Raw genomic sequence first — 16,472 nt, forward strand, 5'->3', positions numbered from 1 at the left:
ACATGATTATTTATAGCCATCCAAAATGTACAACTTGTAAGAAAGCCTTAAAATGGTTAGAGCTACACAATATTCCATTTGAAGTAAAAGATATTCGTGAAGATCATCCAACTTCAGAAGAATTACAAGTCTTATTTGAAAGAAGTGCATTACCACTAACAAAAGTATTCAACACTAGTGGAGAATTATATCGTAAATTGGGATTAAAAGATGTCATTAAAACAATGGAAACTTCTAAAGCGATGGAATTATTAGCCAGTGATGGAATGTTAATTAAACGACCATTATTAGTATCAGATAAAGCAGTATTTTTCGGTTTTAAAGAAGAACAATATGAACAATTATTGAAAGGTGAATCAAATGATTAAATATAGTGAAAATGGATTATGGATTAAACAAGAAGATAATCGTTATACAGTAGGCATTTCTCCAAAAGGTCAAGATGATATTGGAGATGTTAGTTTTGTAGAATTATTCAACCAAGAAACTTTAACAACAGAAGATTCATTTATGAGTGTGGAAGCAGCAAAAGCTGTTACAGAATTTGTCAGTCCATTATCAGGAAAAGTAGTTGCTTGGCATACAGAATTAGAAGATAATCCTGAAATGTTAAACCAAGTGGATACAGCTGTGAACTGGATTTATACATTAGAAGAAGTGGATGAAGCAGCATTTGCGAGCTTATTAGATAAAGATTTACCAATCGTTTGTGAGAAGAAAGAAGGGTGTGAAAACTAGAATGCAAGTACAAATGATTTCAGCAGAAACTTTTGAACAACGTCAAGAAAGTTTTGAGTGTGCCAATTTTTTACAAACAAGACAAATGGCAGAAGTTCATGAGCAACGTAGTGTATTTGAAGAAGTATTCTTTATTGCTTGGACAGAAGGAGACGAATGGATTGCGCAAGGTTTAGTAGGAATCCGTAGACGTTTTAGATTTTTCAAAGAAGCCGTAATGATTCAAGGTCCATTATTTGAAGAAGATAAAATTGCCCAACTTCCTCAAATGTTAGAAAGTTTAGAAGAATTCTTGAAAGAACAAGGCATTGCCAGAGTAGAAATGAATCCATATATGATGAATAAAGTGATTAATGAATCTTTAGAAGTCGTAGAAGAGTGTCGTTATCCAGAATTATTAGCAAATTTTGAAAAAACTGGATATGACCGTTTCTTAGATTTAGATGGTCGAGCAGTTATGGGGCAATTGTTTAGAAAAGACTTATCAGAATATGAAGATAGCGAAGCGATTTATAAAGATTATTCGAATTCATTAAAACGTGACTTACGTAAAGCGGTAGAATCTCATATTACGATTCGTGAATTAGAATTAGATGATTTAGAAATTTTCTACTCTATTTTAAGTGAAACTTCTGTTAGAAAAGGATTCCGAGTACAAGATTTCAGTTATTTCCAACAAATGAAAGAAGCTTTCCAAGATCAAGTGAAATACATGGTTGCTTTCTTAGATGTTGAAGCTTATAAAGCTTATTATCATGAAAGAATTGAATTCTTTACGAATCGAGTGGAAGAGTTGGAAAAAGAATTAGCAGTCCGTGAAGAAGAAGGAAAACATGTGAAGAAAACACGTGGATTGATTACAGATGCAAAAGATCAATTAGCGAGTTATCAAAAACGTAAAAAGACTTTTGAAGCATTAGATATTCATAATCCTATGTTAGCTTTATCAGGATACTTATTTATGTGTTATGGGGATGAAGTGATTTCAGTATTTGGTGGTTCTCATGAAGAATACTTAAACTTTGGAGGTTCAAGCTTATTGAACTGGGAAATGATGAAATATGCGAAAGACAATGGATTTAAGTATTATAATTTCTATGGAACGATTGAAACGAACCAAGCGAACCAAAATGAAGGAAACTTTAACTTCAAACGTCAATTTGGAGGAAGACTCGTACAACCAGTCGGTAACTTCACAAAAACACTAAGTCCAGTATTAGGGTTTATTGCGAAATTTAAGAAGATATAACAATCTACAGAAATAGCCTTTTCTGTGAAGTAGCAAAAAGGACGGTAGCAGCCTTGCTTTGAAAGTCTCATACCTAAAATTCGAGCCAAGGTCTCGAATTTTCCAGTAACAAAAGCCACTTTTTAGTGGCTTTTATTACTTTTGCTACGGAGAAAAGTCTATTTCTTCCGATTTTAACGATATACAAAAAGAGAAAACGTATGAGACAGTGAACTGCCATACATTTTCTCTTTATTTGCGTCCTAAATACTACATGTTAGAAAAGTCTTTTCTCTCTTACGTATTGTACAAAATGGTTGAACAATTCTTGCATTCCTTCGTAATCGTTCACCATTGTTTCTGGATGACCTTGTAATGCTAGTACATATTGTCCTTCTTCATTTGATTCAAAAGCTTCAATTAATCCATCTGAACTCCAAGCAACAGCTTTGAAGTTTGGAGCAAGTTCTTTAACTGCTTGATGATGATACGAATTAATCGCTGTATTTGTTCCAAATATTTTAGATAATTCACTACCTTCTGCTATTTCAATCGTATGAGTAGCAGTAGAAGGCATTGTTTTTTGAACATGTAAAATCGTTGATTCTGGATATTGCGATTGAATGTCTTGATATAAAGTACCTCCAAAAGCAACATTTAAAATTTGAATACCTCTACAGATGGCAAGAATTGGTTTACGTTGACGATAAGCTTCTTCAATTAGCGCAAGTTCATACGCATCTCTTACTGGATAAGTTCTTCCTAAGTTAATATGAGGTTCTTCTCCATATAAAAGAGGTGAAACATCTTGCCCTCCTGATAAAACTAATGCGTCAACTCTTGAAATATATTCGTGAGCTGTTTCTTGAGAAACAATCGGTAAGATTACTGGAATGGCTTTTGCTCTTTCTAAACCAGTAACAAAACCGTTAGGTGCATAAGATAGGATATAGGTATCATGTTCAGTATTATCTTGACGATGATTCCCTGAAATTCCTATTAAAGGATATTGTTGCATCTATTTTTCCCCTTTCGCATTGTAAGTAGTTTATATGATACTCCATTTTCATGAAAATGAAAAGTTTTTTATGTGAAAATAAGTGAAAAACTTACAATAGAAGATATGAATTCGAAACGTTATCTTTTGATAATCGTTCTCATTTAAGATAAAATATTCTTAATGTGACAGATAAATAATTCTGTTATATGATTGAGGATTTATTTTGAAAGGGGCTTAATAATGGCAACATTAGAAATTAAAAATTTACATGTGTCAATTGAAGATAAAGAAATTTTAAAAGGTGTTAATTTAACCATCAATACTGGAGAAATCCATGCAGTTATGGGACCGAATGGAACAGGAAAATCAACTCTTTCTGCAGCGATTATGGGACATCCAAGTTATGAAGTGACAGAAGGAGAAATCTTATTAGATGGAGAAAACGTTCTTGAAATGGAAGTAGATGAACGTGCTCGTGCAGGTCTATTTTTAGCAATGCAATATCCAAGTGAAATTGCTGGAGTAACAAATGCAGAATTTATGCGTTCAGCCATTAATGCTCGTCGTGATGAAGACAATAAAATGGGTGTTCGTGAGTTCATCAAAAAATTAGATGAGAAAATGGCGATTTTAGATATGCCAGAAGAAATGGCAGAACGTTACTTGAATGAAGGATTCTCTGGTGGAGAAAAGAAACGTAATGAAATTCTTCAATTAATGATGATTGAGCCAAGTTTTGCTATTTTAGATGAAATCGACTCAGGGTTAGATATTGATGCGCTTAAAGTTGTTTCTCGTGGTGTGAATGCCATGCGTGGGGAAAACTTTGGATCATTAATTATTACTCACTACCAACGTTTATTAAACTATATTGAACCAGATGTTGTTCATATTATGATGGACGGACGTGTTGTAATGACTGGAGATGCTGCATTAGCAAAACGTCTAGAAGCAGAAGGATATAAAGGAATTAGTGAAGAATTAGGAATTTCTTTAGAACATCAAGAATAGGAGAAAGAGAATGGCAGAGAAATTAACCGTAACACCAGAACAACTGACTTCATTCTCACTTCTAAAGAATGAACCAGATTGGTTTTTAGACATTCGTTTAAAAGCATTGGAATTAGCGAAACAATTACCATTACCATTTATTGAGCGTGTAAAATTCCATCGCTGGAATTTATTCCAAAGTGAAATTGGAGAAGCAAACTCACTCATTACAGAATTAGAAAAAGACATTCCAAGTGCAGTAGGAAGTGCAAAAATTGTTCAATTAGGAGCAGTTTCTTACTGGGAAGAGATGAATGTTGAAACAGCGATGCAAGATGTATTAGTAATGGATTTATTTGAAGCATTACAACAATATCCAGAATTAGTGAAACCATACTATATGACAAAAGCTGTACCAGTGGATGAGGATAGCTTAACAGCGTATCATGCAGCAATGGTTAATTCAGGAATTTTTATTTATGTTCCTAAAAATGTTGTATTAGAAGATATTATTGAATCTCATTTCGTACAAAATAATACAGTAGACGAAGCATTTGTTAAACACGTATTAATTGTTGCAGAAGAAAATAGTTCACTCGCTTATGTGGAACGTTTTGAAAGTATTGGAGATCGTAAAAATACTGCAAATATCATTGTAGAAGTGATTGCAAAAGAGGGAGCAAAAGTTCATTTTGCAGCGGTTGATACATTAGGACAACCAACGGATGCCTATATTAACCGTCGTGGTTACTTAGAAAAAGATGCGACGATTGAATGGGCATTAGGGATTATGAATGACGGAAATGTAATCGCAGACTTCGATAGTGAATTACGTGGAGTAGGTTCTACTGCAAAAGTAAATGTGGTTGCCATCTCAACTGGTAAACAAGTTCAAGGAATTGATACAAGAGTGACAAACTATGCAAACCACTCAGTAGGACATATTTTACAACATGGGGTTATTCTTGATAAATCAACATTAACATTCAATGGAATTGGTCATATTATTAAAGGAGCAAAATTCGCAGATGCGCAACAAGAAAGCCGTGTATTAATGCTTTCTGAAGGCGGACGTGGAGATGCAAACCCAATTTTATTAATTGATGAAAATGAAGTAACAGCAGGACATGCGGCAAGTGTGGGACAAGTGGATGATGAACAATTATTCTACTTAACAAGCCGTGGAATTAGCCAAGCTGAAGCGAAACGTTTAGTCATTCGTGGATTCTTAGGTTCTGTTATTAGTGCAATTCCAGCACAAAATACACAAAAAGAATTAGTAGAAATGATTGATCAAAAGTTGGCGAAAAATGATGAACGTTAATCAAATTAGAAAAGATTTTCCAATTTTAACTAGAACCGTTAATGATGAACCGTTAGTGTATTTGGATAATGCCGCTACAACGCAAAAGCCTGAAAGTGTGATTCGTTGTATAGAAGAATATTATCGTCATTATAATGCGAATATTCATCGTGGCGTTCATACACTAGCCCAACTAGCTACAGATGCCTATGAAGCGAGTCGTCAAAAGGTGCAAGCCTTTATTCATGCTTCTTCGATAAAGGAAGTATTGTTTACAAGAGGAACAACGACGGGATTAAATTGGGTAGCGCAAGGTTTTGCCAAATATCGATTGCATGAAGGAGACGAGATTTGGATTAGTAAAACGGAGCATCATTCTAATTTTGTTCCATGGCAACAATTAGCACTTCAAACAGGAGCTAGTTTAAACTTCCTTCCATTAACTGAGGAAGGGGAGCTAGATGTACAAGCTACAAAAGAAGTTTTAACGAATAAAGCAAAAATCGTTTCAATTGCGCATGCTTCAAATGTCTTAGGAACCATTCAGCCAATTAAAGCATTAGCACAAATCGTCCATGAAGTTGGAGGAGTATTGGTTGTCGATGGAGCTCAAGCAGCACCGCATATGAAAATAGATGTACAAGATTTGGATTGCGACTTTTATGCGTTTAGTGGTCATAAAATGTTAGCTCCAACAGGTATTGGCGTTTTATATGGGAAGCAAGCACTATTAGAAGAAATGCAACCCATTGAATTTGGTGGAGAAATGATTGATTTCGTGTATGACACAGAAAGTACATGGAATGAACTTCCATGGAAATTTGAAGCAGGCACACCTAATATTGCCGGTGGAATTGCTCTAGGAGCAGCGATTGATTACTTAGAACAAATTGGAATGGATCATATTCATGCCCATGAACAACAATTAGTAGCGTATGTTTATGACAAATTAACAAAAATGGAAGGTGTGACCGTTCATGGTCCAACGGATGTTTCAAGAAGAAGTGGCGTGATTTCATTTACAATGGATGGTATTCATCCTCACGATTTAGCGACAGCCTTAGATATGGAAGGCGTAGCGATTCGTGCAGGACATCATTGTGCGCAACCGTTAATGAGAGATTTATGTGTTTCTTCGACTGCTCGTATTAGTTTTTATATTTATAATACAATGGAAGAAGCTGAATTTTTCATAGAAGCATTACAAAAAGTAAAGGAGTTTTTCTCAGATGGCTTTATCTAAATTAGATCAATTATATCGTCAAGTGATTTTAGACCATTCGAATTTTCCTCGTCATAAAGGAATTCAAACTGAAAAAAAGGCTGAAGTTATCGAGTTGAATAATCCGACTTGTGGCGATGTATTGCAGTTACAATTAGAATTATCAGATGATGGTCATATTACGAGTGCTCGATTTGATGGACAAGGTTGTTCGATTAGTATGGCGAGTGCCAGTATGATGTGTGATATTTTAGAAGGAAAAACTTTACCAGAAGCTTTGGAATTAGCAGATGATTTTTCAAAATTAGTGCAAGGTCAAAGTGTGAATGAAGATCGATTAGAAGATGCTGCCTTACTAAGTGGAGTTTCTAAATTCCCAGCACGTATCAAATGTGCAACCTTAGCATGGAAAGCATTAGAAAAAGCAGTTGAACAGAAAAATAAGAAAGGAATTTAAAAATGAGTGGAGTTCCAGAATTAGAAGATTACAAGTATGGCTTTCATGAAGATGTAACGCCCGTATTTGATAGTGGAGTTGGATTAAGCGAAGAAGTGGTTCGTACGATTTCAAAAATGAAAAACGAACCAGAATGGATGCTTGAATTCCGACTAAAATCTTTAAAAGCATTTGAAAAAATGCCAATGCAAACATGGGGAGCAGATTTATCAGATATTGATTTTGATGCAATTACCTATTTCAAACGTGCGAGTGATAAACCAGCTCGTTCTTGGGATGATGTTCCTGAGAAAATCAAAGATACATTTGAAAAAATTGGGATTCCAGAAGCAGAACGTGCCTATTTAGCAGGGGCATCTGCACAGTTCGAGTCAGAAGTGGTGTATCACAATATGAAAGAAGAATTCGATAAACTAGGAATTGTCTTCACCGATACAGACTCAGCATTAAAAGAATACCCAGAATTATTCGAAAAATATTTTGCAAAATTAGTACCACCAACAGACAATAAATTAGCAGCATTAAACTCAGCAGTATGGTCAGGAGGAACGTTTATTTACGTGCCAAAAGGCGTAAAATGTGATGTTCCACTTCAAACCTATTTCCGTATTAATGACCAAAATATGGGACAATTTGAACGTACATTAATTATTGTAGATGAAGGCGCAAGTGTACACTATGTAGAAGGATGTACTGCACCGACTTATTCGTCTAACAGCTTACATGCTGCGATTGTAGAAATCTTTGTAGAAGAAGGTGGATACTGTCGTTATACAACGATTCAAAACTGGTCTGACAATGTCTACAATCTTGTAACAAAACGTGCTCGTGCAGCAGCTCATGGAACAGTTGAATGGATCGACGGAAACTTAGGAGCGAAAACAACAATGAAATATCCTTCTGTATTTTTAGAAGGGCCTTATGCAAAAGGGACAATGTTATCCATTGCCTTTGCTGGAGAAGGTCAACACCAAGATACAGGGGCAAAAATGATTCATAATGCACCTCATACTTCTAGTTCGATTGTTTCAAAATCAATCGCAAAAGATGGCGGTGTTGTAAACTATCGTGGACAAGTAACCTTTAGTAAGAAATCTGATTATTCAATTTCTCATATCGAATGTGACACGATTATTATGGACGATTTATCGAAATCAGATACAATTCCATTTAACGAAATTCATAATGATAAAGTCGCTTTAGAACATGAAGCAAAAGTATCAAAAATTTCTGAAGAACAATTATTCTACTTAATGAGTAGAGGAATTAGTGAATCTGAAGCAACAGAGATGATTGTCATGGGATTCGTTGAACCATTTACAAAAGAACTTCCAATGGAATATGCAGTTGAATTAAACCGATTAATTGCTTATGAGATGGAAGGTAGTGTGGGATAAAACCCTAGCAAGTGCTAGAAACGTTGATATAACAACGTTTTTAGGCTTGCTTTTTTGTTTGTTTTTTGAATTTTGTCATAGATTTTGTCATAGATTGCTAAAATCCTAAATGTTTTGCAAAATTCTATTGAAAAAAATAAAATCTGGTCTTATTATTTAGGTGTAAAAGATATGAGTAATGAAACATAGGATTTGACAATAGAGCAATTTACTTGTAGAATATGTTTATTATTAATGGGGGGACGTAGTGACGTCCAAAAAAGGCTACAAGTGAAAACTTGTAGCCTTTTTGTGTTAGGAGGGTATATGAAAAAGCCATTTAGAACTTTAGAAGAACAAATTGAAATTCTTAAAAATAGAGGGTTGGATATAAGAGACGAAAATTTCTCTAAATTAATTTTACATCGGTATAGTTATTATGACATCGTCAATGGATATAAGTCTTATTTTATAGATAAAAATTTAGAAGAGGAAACATTTTTATCAGGAGTTACACTTGAAGATTTATTCTCTTTATATTTATTTGATTCTAATCTTAGAGATTTAACGTTAAGTACAATTCAAAAAATTGAACATGTGTTAAGAAGTATTACTTCCTATAGAATTGCAGAATCTTATGGTTCTGAAGAAGTAAACTATTTGTGTCGTGAAAATTATAATTTAGGTCATAAGTTTGATAAAAAATATGAATTAGATAAATTGTTTTATAAATTTGAAAAGATATTACAGGATGATATTCATCCTTATAAACATTATAGAGAAAAATATAAAAACTGTCCTCCTTGGATTTTATTAAAAGGTACTAGTTTAGGAAATCTCATTGTATTTATTAGATTGCAAAAGAAAGAAATAAAAGAAAAGATTATAGCAGATTTTTTTCTAAGAGATATTAATGAAATTACTGAAAAAGAAAAAAATTTTTTTATGGATTCATTATATTTGATATTAGAGTTTAGAAATAGAGCAGCCCATGGTAATAGAATTTATAATTTTAAACCACAAAGAAGAAAAATTAATTTTGTAAAATATATTCATGAAAGAATAGGCATAAATGAAGAAATGTATGCCTCAGGAATAGGGAGTAATGATTGGAATGCAATTATAGTATTTTTATCCTTTATTCAAGATGATACGCTTTCCATATTTTTAGAAAAACTTGTTCATTGTCTTAATAGAATGGATGTAAAATCTGACTTTAGTAAAAATGTTGTGAGACATGGAATGGGATTATTAGATACAATGATTGGAGAAACTGAAACAACTCTCGAAAGAACATAAATATATTATCCGAAATGACTCTTGTTGAGAATAATAGTTTACTAATTTTTGTTTAATGTAAATTGAGGTAAAATTGATATTGTCGCTATGTAACTATAATATATAAGAATGTTATAAAGGAGAACAAATGAAAGCACTAATTGTATTAGATTGTCAAAAAGGCATGTTAGAACGTGGAAATTTTGACGAGTTAAGAAAAAACATTTTAACATTACAAAACATTTTTAAGCAAAATGGAGATATTATTATTAATACGAGACATATTGATAATGATGAAAATAGCATTATTTACAATGGAAATGAAAGTGGAAGTTTAGATGAAGAATTGTCAGTTTTAGCAGACTATATTATTGAAAAAGAAAGTCCAAATATTTTTCAATGTAAAGATTTGACGGAGATTTTATTGAAGCATCAAATTAAAGAAGTTGTGATTACAGGATTAAATGCGGAATATTGTTGTTTATTTTCTGCTATTATTGCTTCAGATAGAGGTTATAAAGTAACTTATATTGAAGATGCAACTGCCAGTGTGAATAATGGGGAAACGTATGAAATGAAGGATTTAGATATTGTTGACTTCATTGGTTGTATATTAGATTGGTCAGGGCAAGTAGAAGTATTGTACCTTGATGAATTTGAAAAATAAAAAAATAGCGCATTATAGCGCTATTTTTTTATTTTAATGTAAAACTCATTGAAACTGGGTTGTGATCGGAATGTTGGAATTCTAAGTCATGTGCTTGGACATGATTGAATTGTACATTGTCTGAAATAATGAATCCATCGACTAATGTTACAAAAGTTCTTCCTTTTTGGTATCCTTCATCTAATGCACGAGCTGAAGGAATTTTTTGTTGTGCTAATCCTTGAGTGGCTAATGTAAAATGCTTTGAAAGATTTTCTACTGGGAATGGGTGAGTCCAAGTTTGTGGTTCATCAGATGTTTGGAAGACTTCCGGACTTTTTCCAAGTAAAATATCATGATTAAAGTCACCACCGACAATAACATAGTTTCCTTTTTCATATTCACTTTCCATATAATGGAATAGCTTTTCTAACTGGCTTTTTCCAATTGTTGGATCTTTTGTATATGCAGATAAGTGAATATTGATTAATGCTAATTGTTTCTGATTTGACACGGGTAAGTAACTAACAGTAAAAGCTCTGTCTAAATCGAAAAATTTATTAAAGTTCGTTTCAATTGGTAAACTATATCGTTGGCTCGATTGAATCGTATATTTGGACATCGTTAGGAGTCCAGAAGTTGCTTTTCCAATTGGGTCTAATATTGGATAAAATAAATACGGTGAATCATAGTTTTGTCCAAATACCCAATTTTGCTTCTCAAAAGCCTGAGTGATGAATTCTACTTCATCCACATGTTGGGAACGATCTCCATCCGTGTCTATTTCTTGAAATAGAGCAATATCTGGTTGAATCATTTGAATAGCATTTTGGATTCCTTGCATATTGTCTAATACAGTTTCTCGATTGTAAGCTCTTGAATATTTCCCGCCATCCATAAAGAAGCTATAATCTTGAGGATAGGCTCCATATCCAATATTAAAAGAGGATATGGTATACTCTTTTCCAGTATTGAGAGATTGATCGGTATGGCTTGTAACTGATAAAGTCAGATTATCTTCTAAACGATAATAAGCCGTATAACCATAAATAAAATAGCCAATAATCAAACTGATAAAAATAATTATAGGACTTAAAAAATAAAATAGTTTTCGTCTGAATGCTGTTTTTCTTTTCATAATAAATTCCTTTTACTGTCAATAATTTCTTTATAGATTATAGCACGATAATTTAAAACTACATAAAGGAATGAATTTCATTTCATTGACAGTGCTTTCTATTTTGGTGTATAGTGGCTCTGTTATACAGATTACTAGGAGGTTTTGTTATGGCAGAAGTAGAAAGTTTTACATTAGATCATAATAAAGTGATTGCACCTTATGTGCGTAAAATTACAGAAGAAGTTGGAGAAAAAGGAGATCGTATTACGAATTTCGATATTCGTTTCTTACAACCAAATAAGCAAGAAATGCCAACAGGGGTCATTCATACATTTGAACATTTATTAGCGGATTTATTAAGAGATCGAGTAGATGGAATTATTGATATTTCTCCATTTGGATGCCGTACAGGATTCCATTTAATTACATGGGGAACACCAAGTGCAGAAACAATTGCTGTTGCGCTAAAAGCAACATTAGAACAAATTGTTCATGAAATTCGTTTTGAAGATATTCAAGGAATTTCAGCAGTACAATGTGGAAATTATAAAGACCATTCATTATTCGGTGCAAAAGAATACGCAAAACAAGTATTAGAACAAGGAATCAGCATCGACCCATTCGAAAGAAAAGTTATTTAATAGACGGAACAATTGTCGTGAAGTAAGGAAGGAGACTTCTAACTTCACGTTTTTTATATTTAGAGGTTTGAAAACTATTTTTTATTCCACCTATTTCTATGAAGATGAGTATTTATTTATAAAAAGGATAAAATAAAAAGGTCTTTTCTTTAATAGCATGGGTAATATTATCTGCAAAAGCAGATAATATTACAGGTAAATTCGAGACCAAGGCTCGAATTTTAGCCAAGAGACAGCGTAGCTGGCTACTGGCGTCCTAATGCTATTAAGTAAGGAAAGACCTTTTTATGAATGTGTTATTTTCGATTTTGTTTTCCACTGTTTTTTCCTGTTGATGTGCGGTTTCTTTGCGCAAATGTTTGTTGAGCAGGTGAAACAGTTGTATTATTAGGATTCTTAACAGTGTTAGTTGTATCTGGTAAGATAACTGAATTTCCTTGTGCCTCTAATTCAGCATCGATTTCAGCTTTTACTTTTGGACGAATGAATTGGTTTTGAATCCAAGTTTGTAAAATAGCTGTTAATCCAGAAGTGAAGAAGTAAATCCCAATCCCTGCAGCTGTACCAACCGTGAACATTAGCATCATGACTGGCATCAAAAATAGTGTAGCTTTTGCTTGAGCCTTTTGCGTTTCATCCATATATAATTGGCTAATATATCCTTGGATTAAATAAATAACGGCAGTTGCAATCGCAATTGGTAAATACGTACTACCTAATGAAACTCCCATAAATGAACTATTTGAAATTTCAGGAGAGTATAAAATTGCATTATATAAAGCACTATAGACTGGCATTGTGACTAATACTGGAAGACATCCAGAAGCAACCCCACCTGTTAATGAAACATTATTTAAACGATAAATATCCATTGTATATTGTTGAACTTCCATACGTTGTTCTGGTGTTGGGTTATCCCCATAACGTTCGTTCATTTTATCAATATATGGTTTTAATAATGCCATTTTTTCTTGGTTCATTAACATTGTTTTCATTTGTTTAAACATAGTAGGCATTAAAATAATACGAACTACAATTGAAACAATCATAATAGAAATGACATAGTTTCCACCGATTGCTGAAGCAATCCAGTTTAAAATGGTTTGAGTTGGTACTGCTAAATAATCATACACAATTCCATACGGTTGATTAGTGGCTTTGTCGATTTGTACACATCCAGAAAGGAATAGTACAAGTAAGCTCGATAGAGCTGCTAATTGAACTTTTTTTGTTAATTTCATGAATCACATTCCTTTATTTTTTTCTGTTAAACACAATCATTTTACTTTATATTGAATAGAATAGCAATGAAAATCAGTCGTATGTGGCTCTCTCTCTTTTATTTTTTATCATTAATAATAAATTGAGAATCCTTTATAAATCGGTTCGTTTTCAATAATTTCTAATGTTGATGAACGGATTTTTGCATACGGAGATGGGGGAGAGGTTTTTACTCGGTCTACAAAAGCATAGGCTCTCTCCGGGGTATCCTGGACAATGATTTCAACGGAAGCATCGATTTTATTTTTTACCATTCCGTTTATCTGTAATTGGTCTGCTAAACGTTTTGTATAAAAACGAAATCCAACTCCTTGAACAAGTCCCCAAACTCTTAGACGTAAAGTAATCATTTGAATTCCTCCTTTTTAACTATCCTATCAAAAATATATGAATTTTCAATGGATGAAGATAACAAGTTTTGAAAAAGTCTGGTATACTGTTCAAGAGAGGTGATAGATATGTATTGTGTTATCCAAACAAAAGGGGTCGATGAACCTTGGTGGGTGATGGACGACTGGAAAGAGATGATTGTTTTAGAAGAATTTTGTTCCACTCTAGAAGAAGCAAAAGAACTTTATAAACAATTAGTAGAAACATATACAGCTAAATATCAAATGAAACGTGAGAAACATTTTTCTTGCGCATTTTGGGATGAGAATGAATGTGAATATTGTGAGTCCTGTGAGGATTGTTTGCAAATCTATTATGGTGTATTGATTTTAACACCAGAAGGAAAACTATATTCAGAAGGAGAGTAAAGTGGCTAAGCAAGAACAAAAGAGAAAAAGAAAATCTACAAAAAAGAAGACTGAGTCTACAATATCCATTGAAATTGTGATGGCGATATTGATTCTAATTCAATTGTTAGCCATTTTTAAATTAGGATTTTTAGGACGATTTTTTGCCAATAGTATTCGTTTTTTTGTTGGAGATTTATTTATATATGCGGGGATTGTTGGAATACTCGCTTCAATAGGAGTTTTATTCCGTGGAAGAATACATTCTATTCCGAAAAAATGGATTGGAGTCGCTACATGTCTTTTGATTGCGATTTTTCTTTGGGTAGAAGTGGCTGTATTTAGTAATCATGTTCAAGAAGGCGGTCAGTTATTTAAAGAAATGATGGCTCGTTATGCGATTGATTTTAAAGCAAATGCTATCGAACAAAATTTAGGTTCCGGAATGATTGGAGCATTATTTTATACGATTACTTATTTCTTAGTTTCTCAATGGGGAACTTATTTGACGATTTTCGTACTATTTATGATTGCCATATTCGTAGCATTTGAAATTCACTTAAGAGATGTTTTCGAAGTTTTAAGAAATTGGACAGCCCAAGTAAAACATCAGTTAGAAGAAAATAAAGCGGAAAAAGCTTCTCAAGTTCGTGAAACTAAACCAGAAGTGATTGAAGCAAAACCAAAAGAAGTAAAAGAAAAGAAACCTTCCTTAATAGGCAAGATGAAAAACTTTGTTTTTGATGAAGAGGAAGAAGAGGATGAGTTTGAAGAAATTTATCCAGAAGTAACACCACCACCTGTTACAAAACCAGTTGTAGAAGAAGAGGTTGTTCAACCGAAAAGAGAAGAACCAACTTCTTTTAATCCTTTTGTCGAACCAACAGAAGTAGAGGAAGATACGGAAGATTTAGAAGACTTTGTCATTAATGGAGGAACTGATGATTCAGATTATCAATTGCCACCATTAACATTATTAAATCCAATTCCACCATCTGATCAATCAGATGAGAAGATGATTGTTGAGAAGAATCTTAAAATTTTAGAAAGAACGTTTGAAAGTTTTGGAGTAGAGGCAAAAGTCATGCCAAATCCATTAGTAGGTCCTGCTGTAACTAAATTTGAAATTAAGCCTGCTATTGGAGTGAAGGTTAGCAAAATTGTGAATTTAAGTGATGATATTGCTTTAGCTCTTGCTGCAAAAGATATCCGTATTGAAGCGCCAATTCCTGGAAAACCTTATGTAGGAATTGAAGTTCCAAATAGTAAAACAAGTTTTGTGGCTTTCAGTGATGTGATTCAAGCAGCTCTTCAATCACCAAAACCATTGGATGTGCCTCTAGGAAGAGACATTTCTGGAAATGTTCGATTATGCGATATTTCTAAAATGCCTCACTTATTAATTGCTGGTTCAACGGGTAGTGGTAAGTCCGTTTGTATTAATGGGATTATTACAAGTATTTTGATGAAGACAAAACCGCATGAAGTTAAATTAATGATGATTGACCCTAAAATGGTAGAGTTAAATGGCTATAATGGAATTCCTCATTTATTAACGCCTGTTGTAACGAATCCAAGAAAAGCAGCGCAAGCTTTGAAAAAGGTTGTGACTGAAATGGAAAAACGTTATGAAATGTTTGCCGCAATGGGAATGAAAAATATCGATGGTTATAATGCTCATGTCGCTTCTTATAATGCGGAAACTGGAGAAGATAATCCATTACTTCCATATATTGTAGTGATTGTGGATGAGTTAGCAGACTTAATGATGGTTGCAAGTAACGAAGTCGAAGATGCAATTATTCGTTTAGCGCAAATGGCTCGTGCAGCGGGAATTCATATGATTTTAGCAACGCAACGTCCATCTGTTGATGTTATTACGGGAATTATTAAAGCAAATGTTCCTTCAAGAATTGCTTTTGCAGTATCCAGTGGTACAGATTCTCGTACGATTATTGATTCAAGTGGTGCTGAAAAATTACTTGGTCGAGGAGATATGTTATATATCCCAATGGGTGAGAATAAGCCGATTCGTGTGCAAGGGGCTTATTTAACAGATGAAGAAGTAGAAAGAATTGTCGAATTTGTAAAAACACAACAAGAAGTGGAATATGATGAGACAATGATGCTTCCAGAAACACCAGAGGGAAGTTCAGATGATCCTGAAGATGATTTATTTTATGAAGTATTAGAAATGATTCGAGAATTAGAAACAATTAGTACTTCTTATATTCAACGTAGATTTAAAATTGGATTCAATCGTGCAGCTCGTTTAATTGAAGAATTAGAAGCAAGAGGTTACGTAGGACCTTCAGAAGGAAGTAAGCCAAGAAAAGTAAACGTAGATGCTTTTGATCATGAAAATGACTCACAAAATCCACCAACTGTGTAACAAATGAAATGCTAGGATAAGTGATTCCGAAATGTTAGAATAAAACCTAACAAAAAGGTTCGC

The 16,472-nt window shown here is 33.5% G+C and carries 17 protein-coding genes; 13 read left to right on the plus strand and 4 right to left on the minus strand.

The window, feature by feature from the left end; all coding sequences use genetic code 11:
- Positions 1–2: 2 nt before the first annotated feature.
- From RYK07_RS00520 to RYK07_RS00530, 3 genes are read left to right on the plus strand one after another with little or no spacing between them, the layout of a single operon-like run.
- Positions 3–368 carry an arsenate reductase family protein gene (locus RYK07_RS00520; protein ID WP_314851901.1) on the plus strand — a complete coding sequence of 122 codons (366 nt, stop codon included), beginning with the start codon at positions 3–5 and terminating at the stop codon, positions 366–368.
- Positions 361–738: a glycine cleavage system protein H gene (locus tag RYK07_RS00525; RefSeq protein WP_314851902.1), complete on the plus strand. Its 378-nt coding sequence runs from the start codon at positions 361–363 to the stop codon at positions 736–738. Before RYK07_RS00520 ends, RYK07_RS00525 begins: the two co-directional genes overlap by 8 nt.
- A complete protein-coding gene (locus RYK07_RS00530; protein ID WP_314851903.1) occupies positions 728–1,987 on the plus strand; it encodes a peptidoglycan bridge formation glycyltransferase FemA/FemB family protein in 1,260 nt (419 codons plus the stop codon). The genes RYK07_RS00525 and RYK07_RS00530 overlap by 11 nt, the downstream gene beginning before the upstream one ends.
- A gap of 256 nt (positions 1,988–2,243) precedes the next feature.
- On the opposite strand, the gene RYK07_RS00535 is transcribed toward RYK07_RS00530, so the two are convergent.
- Entirely contained in the window at positions 2,244–2,984 is a 741-nt protein-coding gene (locus RYK07_RS00535; protein WP_314851904.1) for a gamma-glutamyl-gamma-aminobutyrate hydrolase family protein, read from the minus strand.
- A gap of 222 nt (positions 2,985–3,206) precedes the next feature.
- On the opposite strand from RYK07_RS00535, the gene sufC reads away from it, so the two are divergent.
- The 7 genes from sufC (at position 3,207) to RYK07_RS00570 (ending at position 10,259) form a co-directional block, all read left to right on the plus strand.
- The gene (sufC, locus tag RYK07_RS00540) at positions 3,207–3,977 is read left to right on the plus strand and encodes a Fe-S cluster assembly ATPase SufC (protein WP_006702912.1); all 771 of its coding nucleotides are present in this window, start codon (positions 3,207–3,209) and stop codon (positions 3,975–3,977) included.
- A 10-nt stretch (positions 3,978–3,987) separates the two neighbouring features.
- Positions 3,988–5,280: a Fe-S cluster assembly protein SufD gene (gene sufD, locus RYK07_RS00545; protein WP_314851905.1), complete on the plus strand. Its 1,293-nt coding sequence runs from the start codon at positions 3,988–3,990 to the stop codon at positions 5,278–5,280.
- Complete coding sequence (locus RYK07_RS00550) at positions 5,267–6,502, plus strand: cysteine desulfurase (RefSeq protein WP_314851906.1); 1,236 nt, start codon at positions 5,267–5,269, stop codon at positions 6,500–6,502. Before sufD ends, RYK07_RS00550 begins: the two co-directional genes overlap by 14 nt.
- Positions 6,489–6,938, plus strand: coding sequence for a Fe-S cluster assembly sulfur transfer protein SufU (gene sufU / locus RYK07_RS00555; protein WP_314851907.1), 450 nt, complete (start codon positions 6,489–6,491; stop codon positions 6,936–6,938). Before RYK07_RS00550 ends, sufU begins: the two co-directional genes overlap by 14 nt.
- 2 nt (positions 6,939–6,940) lie before the next feature.
- Positions 6,941–8,335 (plus strand): Fe-S cluster assembly protein SufB, encoded by a 1,395-nt coding sequence (sufB, locus tag RYK07_RS00560; RefSeq protein WP_006702908.1) that lies wholly within the window; start codon positions 6,941–6,943, stop codon positions 8,333–8,335.
- A gap of 306 nt (positions 8,336–8,641) precedes the next feature.
- Entirely contained in the window at positions 8,642–9,613 is a 972-nt protein-coding gene (locus RYK07_RS00565; protein WP_314255985.1) for an Abi family protein, read from the plus strand.
- A 127-nt stretch (positions 9,614–9,740) separates the two neighbouring features.
- Complete coding sequence (locus RYK07_RS00570; protein ID WP_006702906.1) at positions 9,741–10,259, plus strand: cysteine hydrolase family protein; 519 nt, start codon at positions 9,741–9,743, stop codon at positions 10,257–10,259.
- 28 nt (positions 10,260–10,287) lie between these two features.
- Here the strand turns inward: RYK07_RS00570 and RYK07_RS00575 are convergent, their stop codons facing one another.
- A complete protein-coding gene (locus tag RYK07_RS00575) occupies positions 10,288–11,376 on the minus strand; it encodes an endonuclease/exonuclease/phosphatase family protein (RefSeq protein WP_314255982.1) in 1,089 nt (362 codons plus the stop codon).
- Positions 11,377–11,525: 149 nt separating this feature from the next.
- Between RYK07_RS00575 and RYK07_RS00580 the strand changes: the two genes are divergently transcribed.
- A complete protein-coding gene (locus RYK07_RS00580) occupies positions 11,526–11,999 on the plus strand; it encodes an S-ribosylhomocysteine lyase (protein ID WP_314851908.1) in 474 nt (157 codons plus the stop codon).
- A gap of 296 nt (positions 12,000–12,295) precedes the next feature.
- Here RYK07_RS00580 and yidC read toward each other — a convergent pair whose 3' ends face one another.
- Together yidC and RYK07_RS00590 are read right to left on the minus strand one after the other, a co-directional pair.
- Complete coding sequence (yidC, locus tag RYK07_RS00585) at positions 12,296–13,240, minus strand: membrane protein insertase YidC (protein WP_006702903.1); 945 nt, start codon at positions 13,238–13,240, stop codon at positions 12,296–12,298.
- Positions 13,241–13,351: 111 nt separating this feature from the next.
- The gene (locus tag RYK07_RS00590; RefSeq protein ID WP_006702902.1) at positions 13,352–13,630 is read right to left on the minus strand and encodes an acylphosphatase; all 279 of its coding nucleotides are present in this window, start codon (positions 13,628–13,630) and stop codon (positions 13,352–13,354) included.
- Between the two features lie 108 nt (positions 13,631–13,738).
- Between RYK07_RS00590 and RYK07_RS00595 the strand changes: the two genes are divergently transcribed.
- Positions 13,739–14,038, plus strand: coding sequence for a DUF1033 family protein (locus tag RYK07_RS00595; RefSeq protein WP_314851910.1), 300 nt, complete (start codon positions 13,739–13,741; stop codon positions 14,036–14,038).
- 1 nt (position 14,039) lies between these two features.
- Positions 14,040–16,409: a DNA translocase FtsK gene (locus RYK07_RS00600; RefSeq protein WP_314255976.1), complete on the plus strand. Its 2,370-nt coding sequence runs from the start codon at positions 14,040–14,042 to the stop codon at positions 16,407–16,409.
- Positions 16,410–16,472 lie beyond the last annotated feature (63 nt).

The organism is uncultured Granulicatella sp. (assembly GCF_963528315.1).
GTDB lineage: Bacteria > Bacillota > Bacilli > Lactobacillales > Aerococcaceae > Granulicatella.

What these genes read in the sequence shown, in the direction of transcription:
- RYK07_RS00520 (WP_314851901.1), top strand. Translation starts at nt 3, where the DNA reads ATGATTATTTATAGCCATCCAAAATGTACAACTTGTAAGAAAGCCTTA.
- RYK07_RS00525 (WP_314851902.1), top strand. Translation starts at nt 361, where the DNA reads ATGATTAAATATAGTGAAAATGGATTATGGATTAAACAAGAAGATAAT.
- RYK07_RS00535 (WP_314851904.1), bottom strand. Translation starts at nt 2,984, where the DNA reads ATGCAACAATATCCTTTAATAGGAATTTCAGGGAATCATCGTCAAGAT.
- sufC (WP_006702912.1), top strand. Translation starts at nt 3,207, where the DNA reads ATGGCAACATTAGAAATTAAAAATTTACATGTGTCAATTGAAGATAAA.
- sufD (WP_314851905.1), top strand. Translation starts at nt 3,988, where the DNA reads ATGGCAGAGAAATTAACCGTAACACCAGAACAACTGACTTCATTCTCA.
- RYK07_RS00550 (WP_314851906.1), top strand. Translation starts at nt 5,267, where the DNA reads ATGATGAACGTTAATCAAATTAGAAAAGATTTTCCAATTTTAACTAGA.
- sufU (WP_314851907.1), top strand. Translation starts at nt 6,489, where the DNA reads ATGGCTTTATCTAAATTAGATCAATTATATCGTCAAGTGATTTTAGAC.
- sufB (WP_006702908.1), top strand. Translation starts at nt 6,941, where the DNA reads ATGAGTGGAGTTCCAGAATTAGAAGATTACAAGTATGGCTTTCATGAA.
- RYK07_RS00565 (WP_314255985.1), top strand. Translation starts at nt 8,642, where the DNA reads ATGAAAAAGCCATTTAGAACTTTAGAAGAACAAATTGAAATTCTTAAA.
- RYK07_RS00570 (WP_006702906.1), top strand. Translation starts at nt 9,741, where the DNA reads ATGAAAGCACTAATTGTATTAGATTGTCAAAAAGGCATGTTAGAACGT.
- RYK07_RS00575 (WP_314255982.1), bottom strand. Translation starts at nt 11,376, where the DNA reads ATGAAAAGAAAAACAGCATTCAGACGAAAACTATTTTATTTTTTAAGT.
- RYK07_RS00580 (WP_314851908.1), top strand. Translation starts at nt 11,526, where the DNA reads ATGGCAGAAGTAGAAAGTTTTACATTAGATCATAATAAAGTGATTGCA.
- yidC (WP_006702903.1), bottom strand. Translation starts at nt 13,240, where the DNA reads ATGAAATTAACAAAAAAAGTTCAATTAGCAGCTCTATCGAGCTTACTT.
- RYK07_RS00590 (WP_006702902.1), bottom strand. Translation starts at nt 13,630, where the DNA reads ATGATTACTTTACGTCTAAGAGTTTGGGGACTTGTTCAAGGAGTTGGA.
- RYK07_RS00595 (WP_314851910.1), top strand. Translation starts at nt 13,739, where the DNA reads ATGTATTGTGTTATCCAAACAAAAGGGGTCGATGAACCTTGGTGGGTG.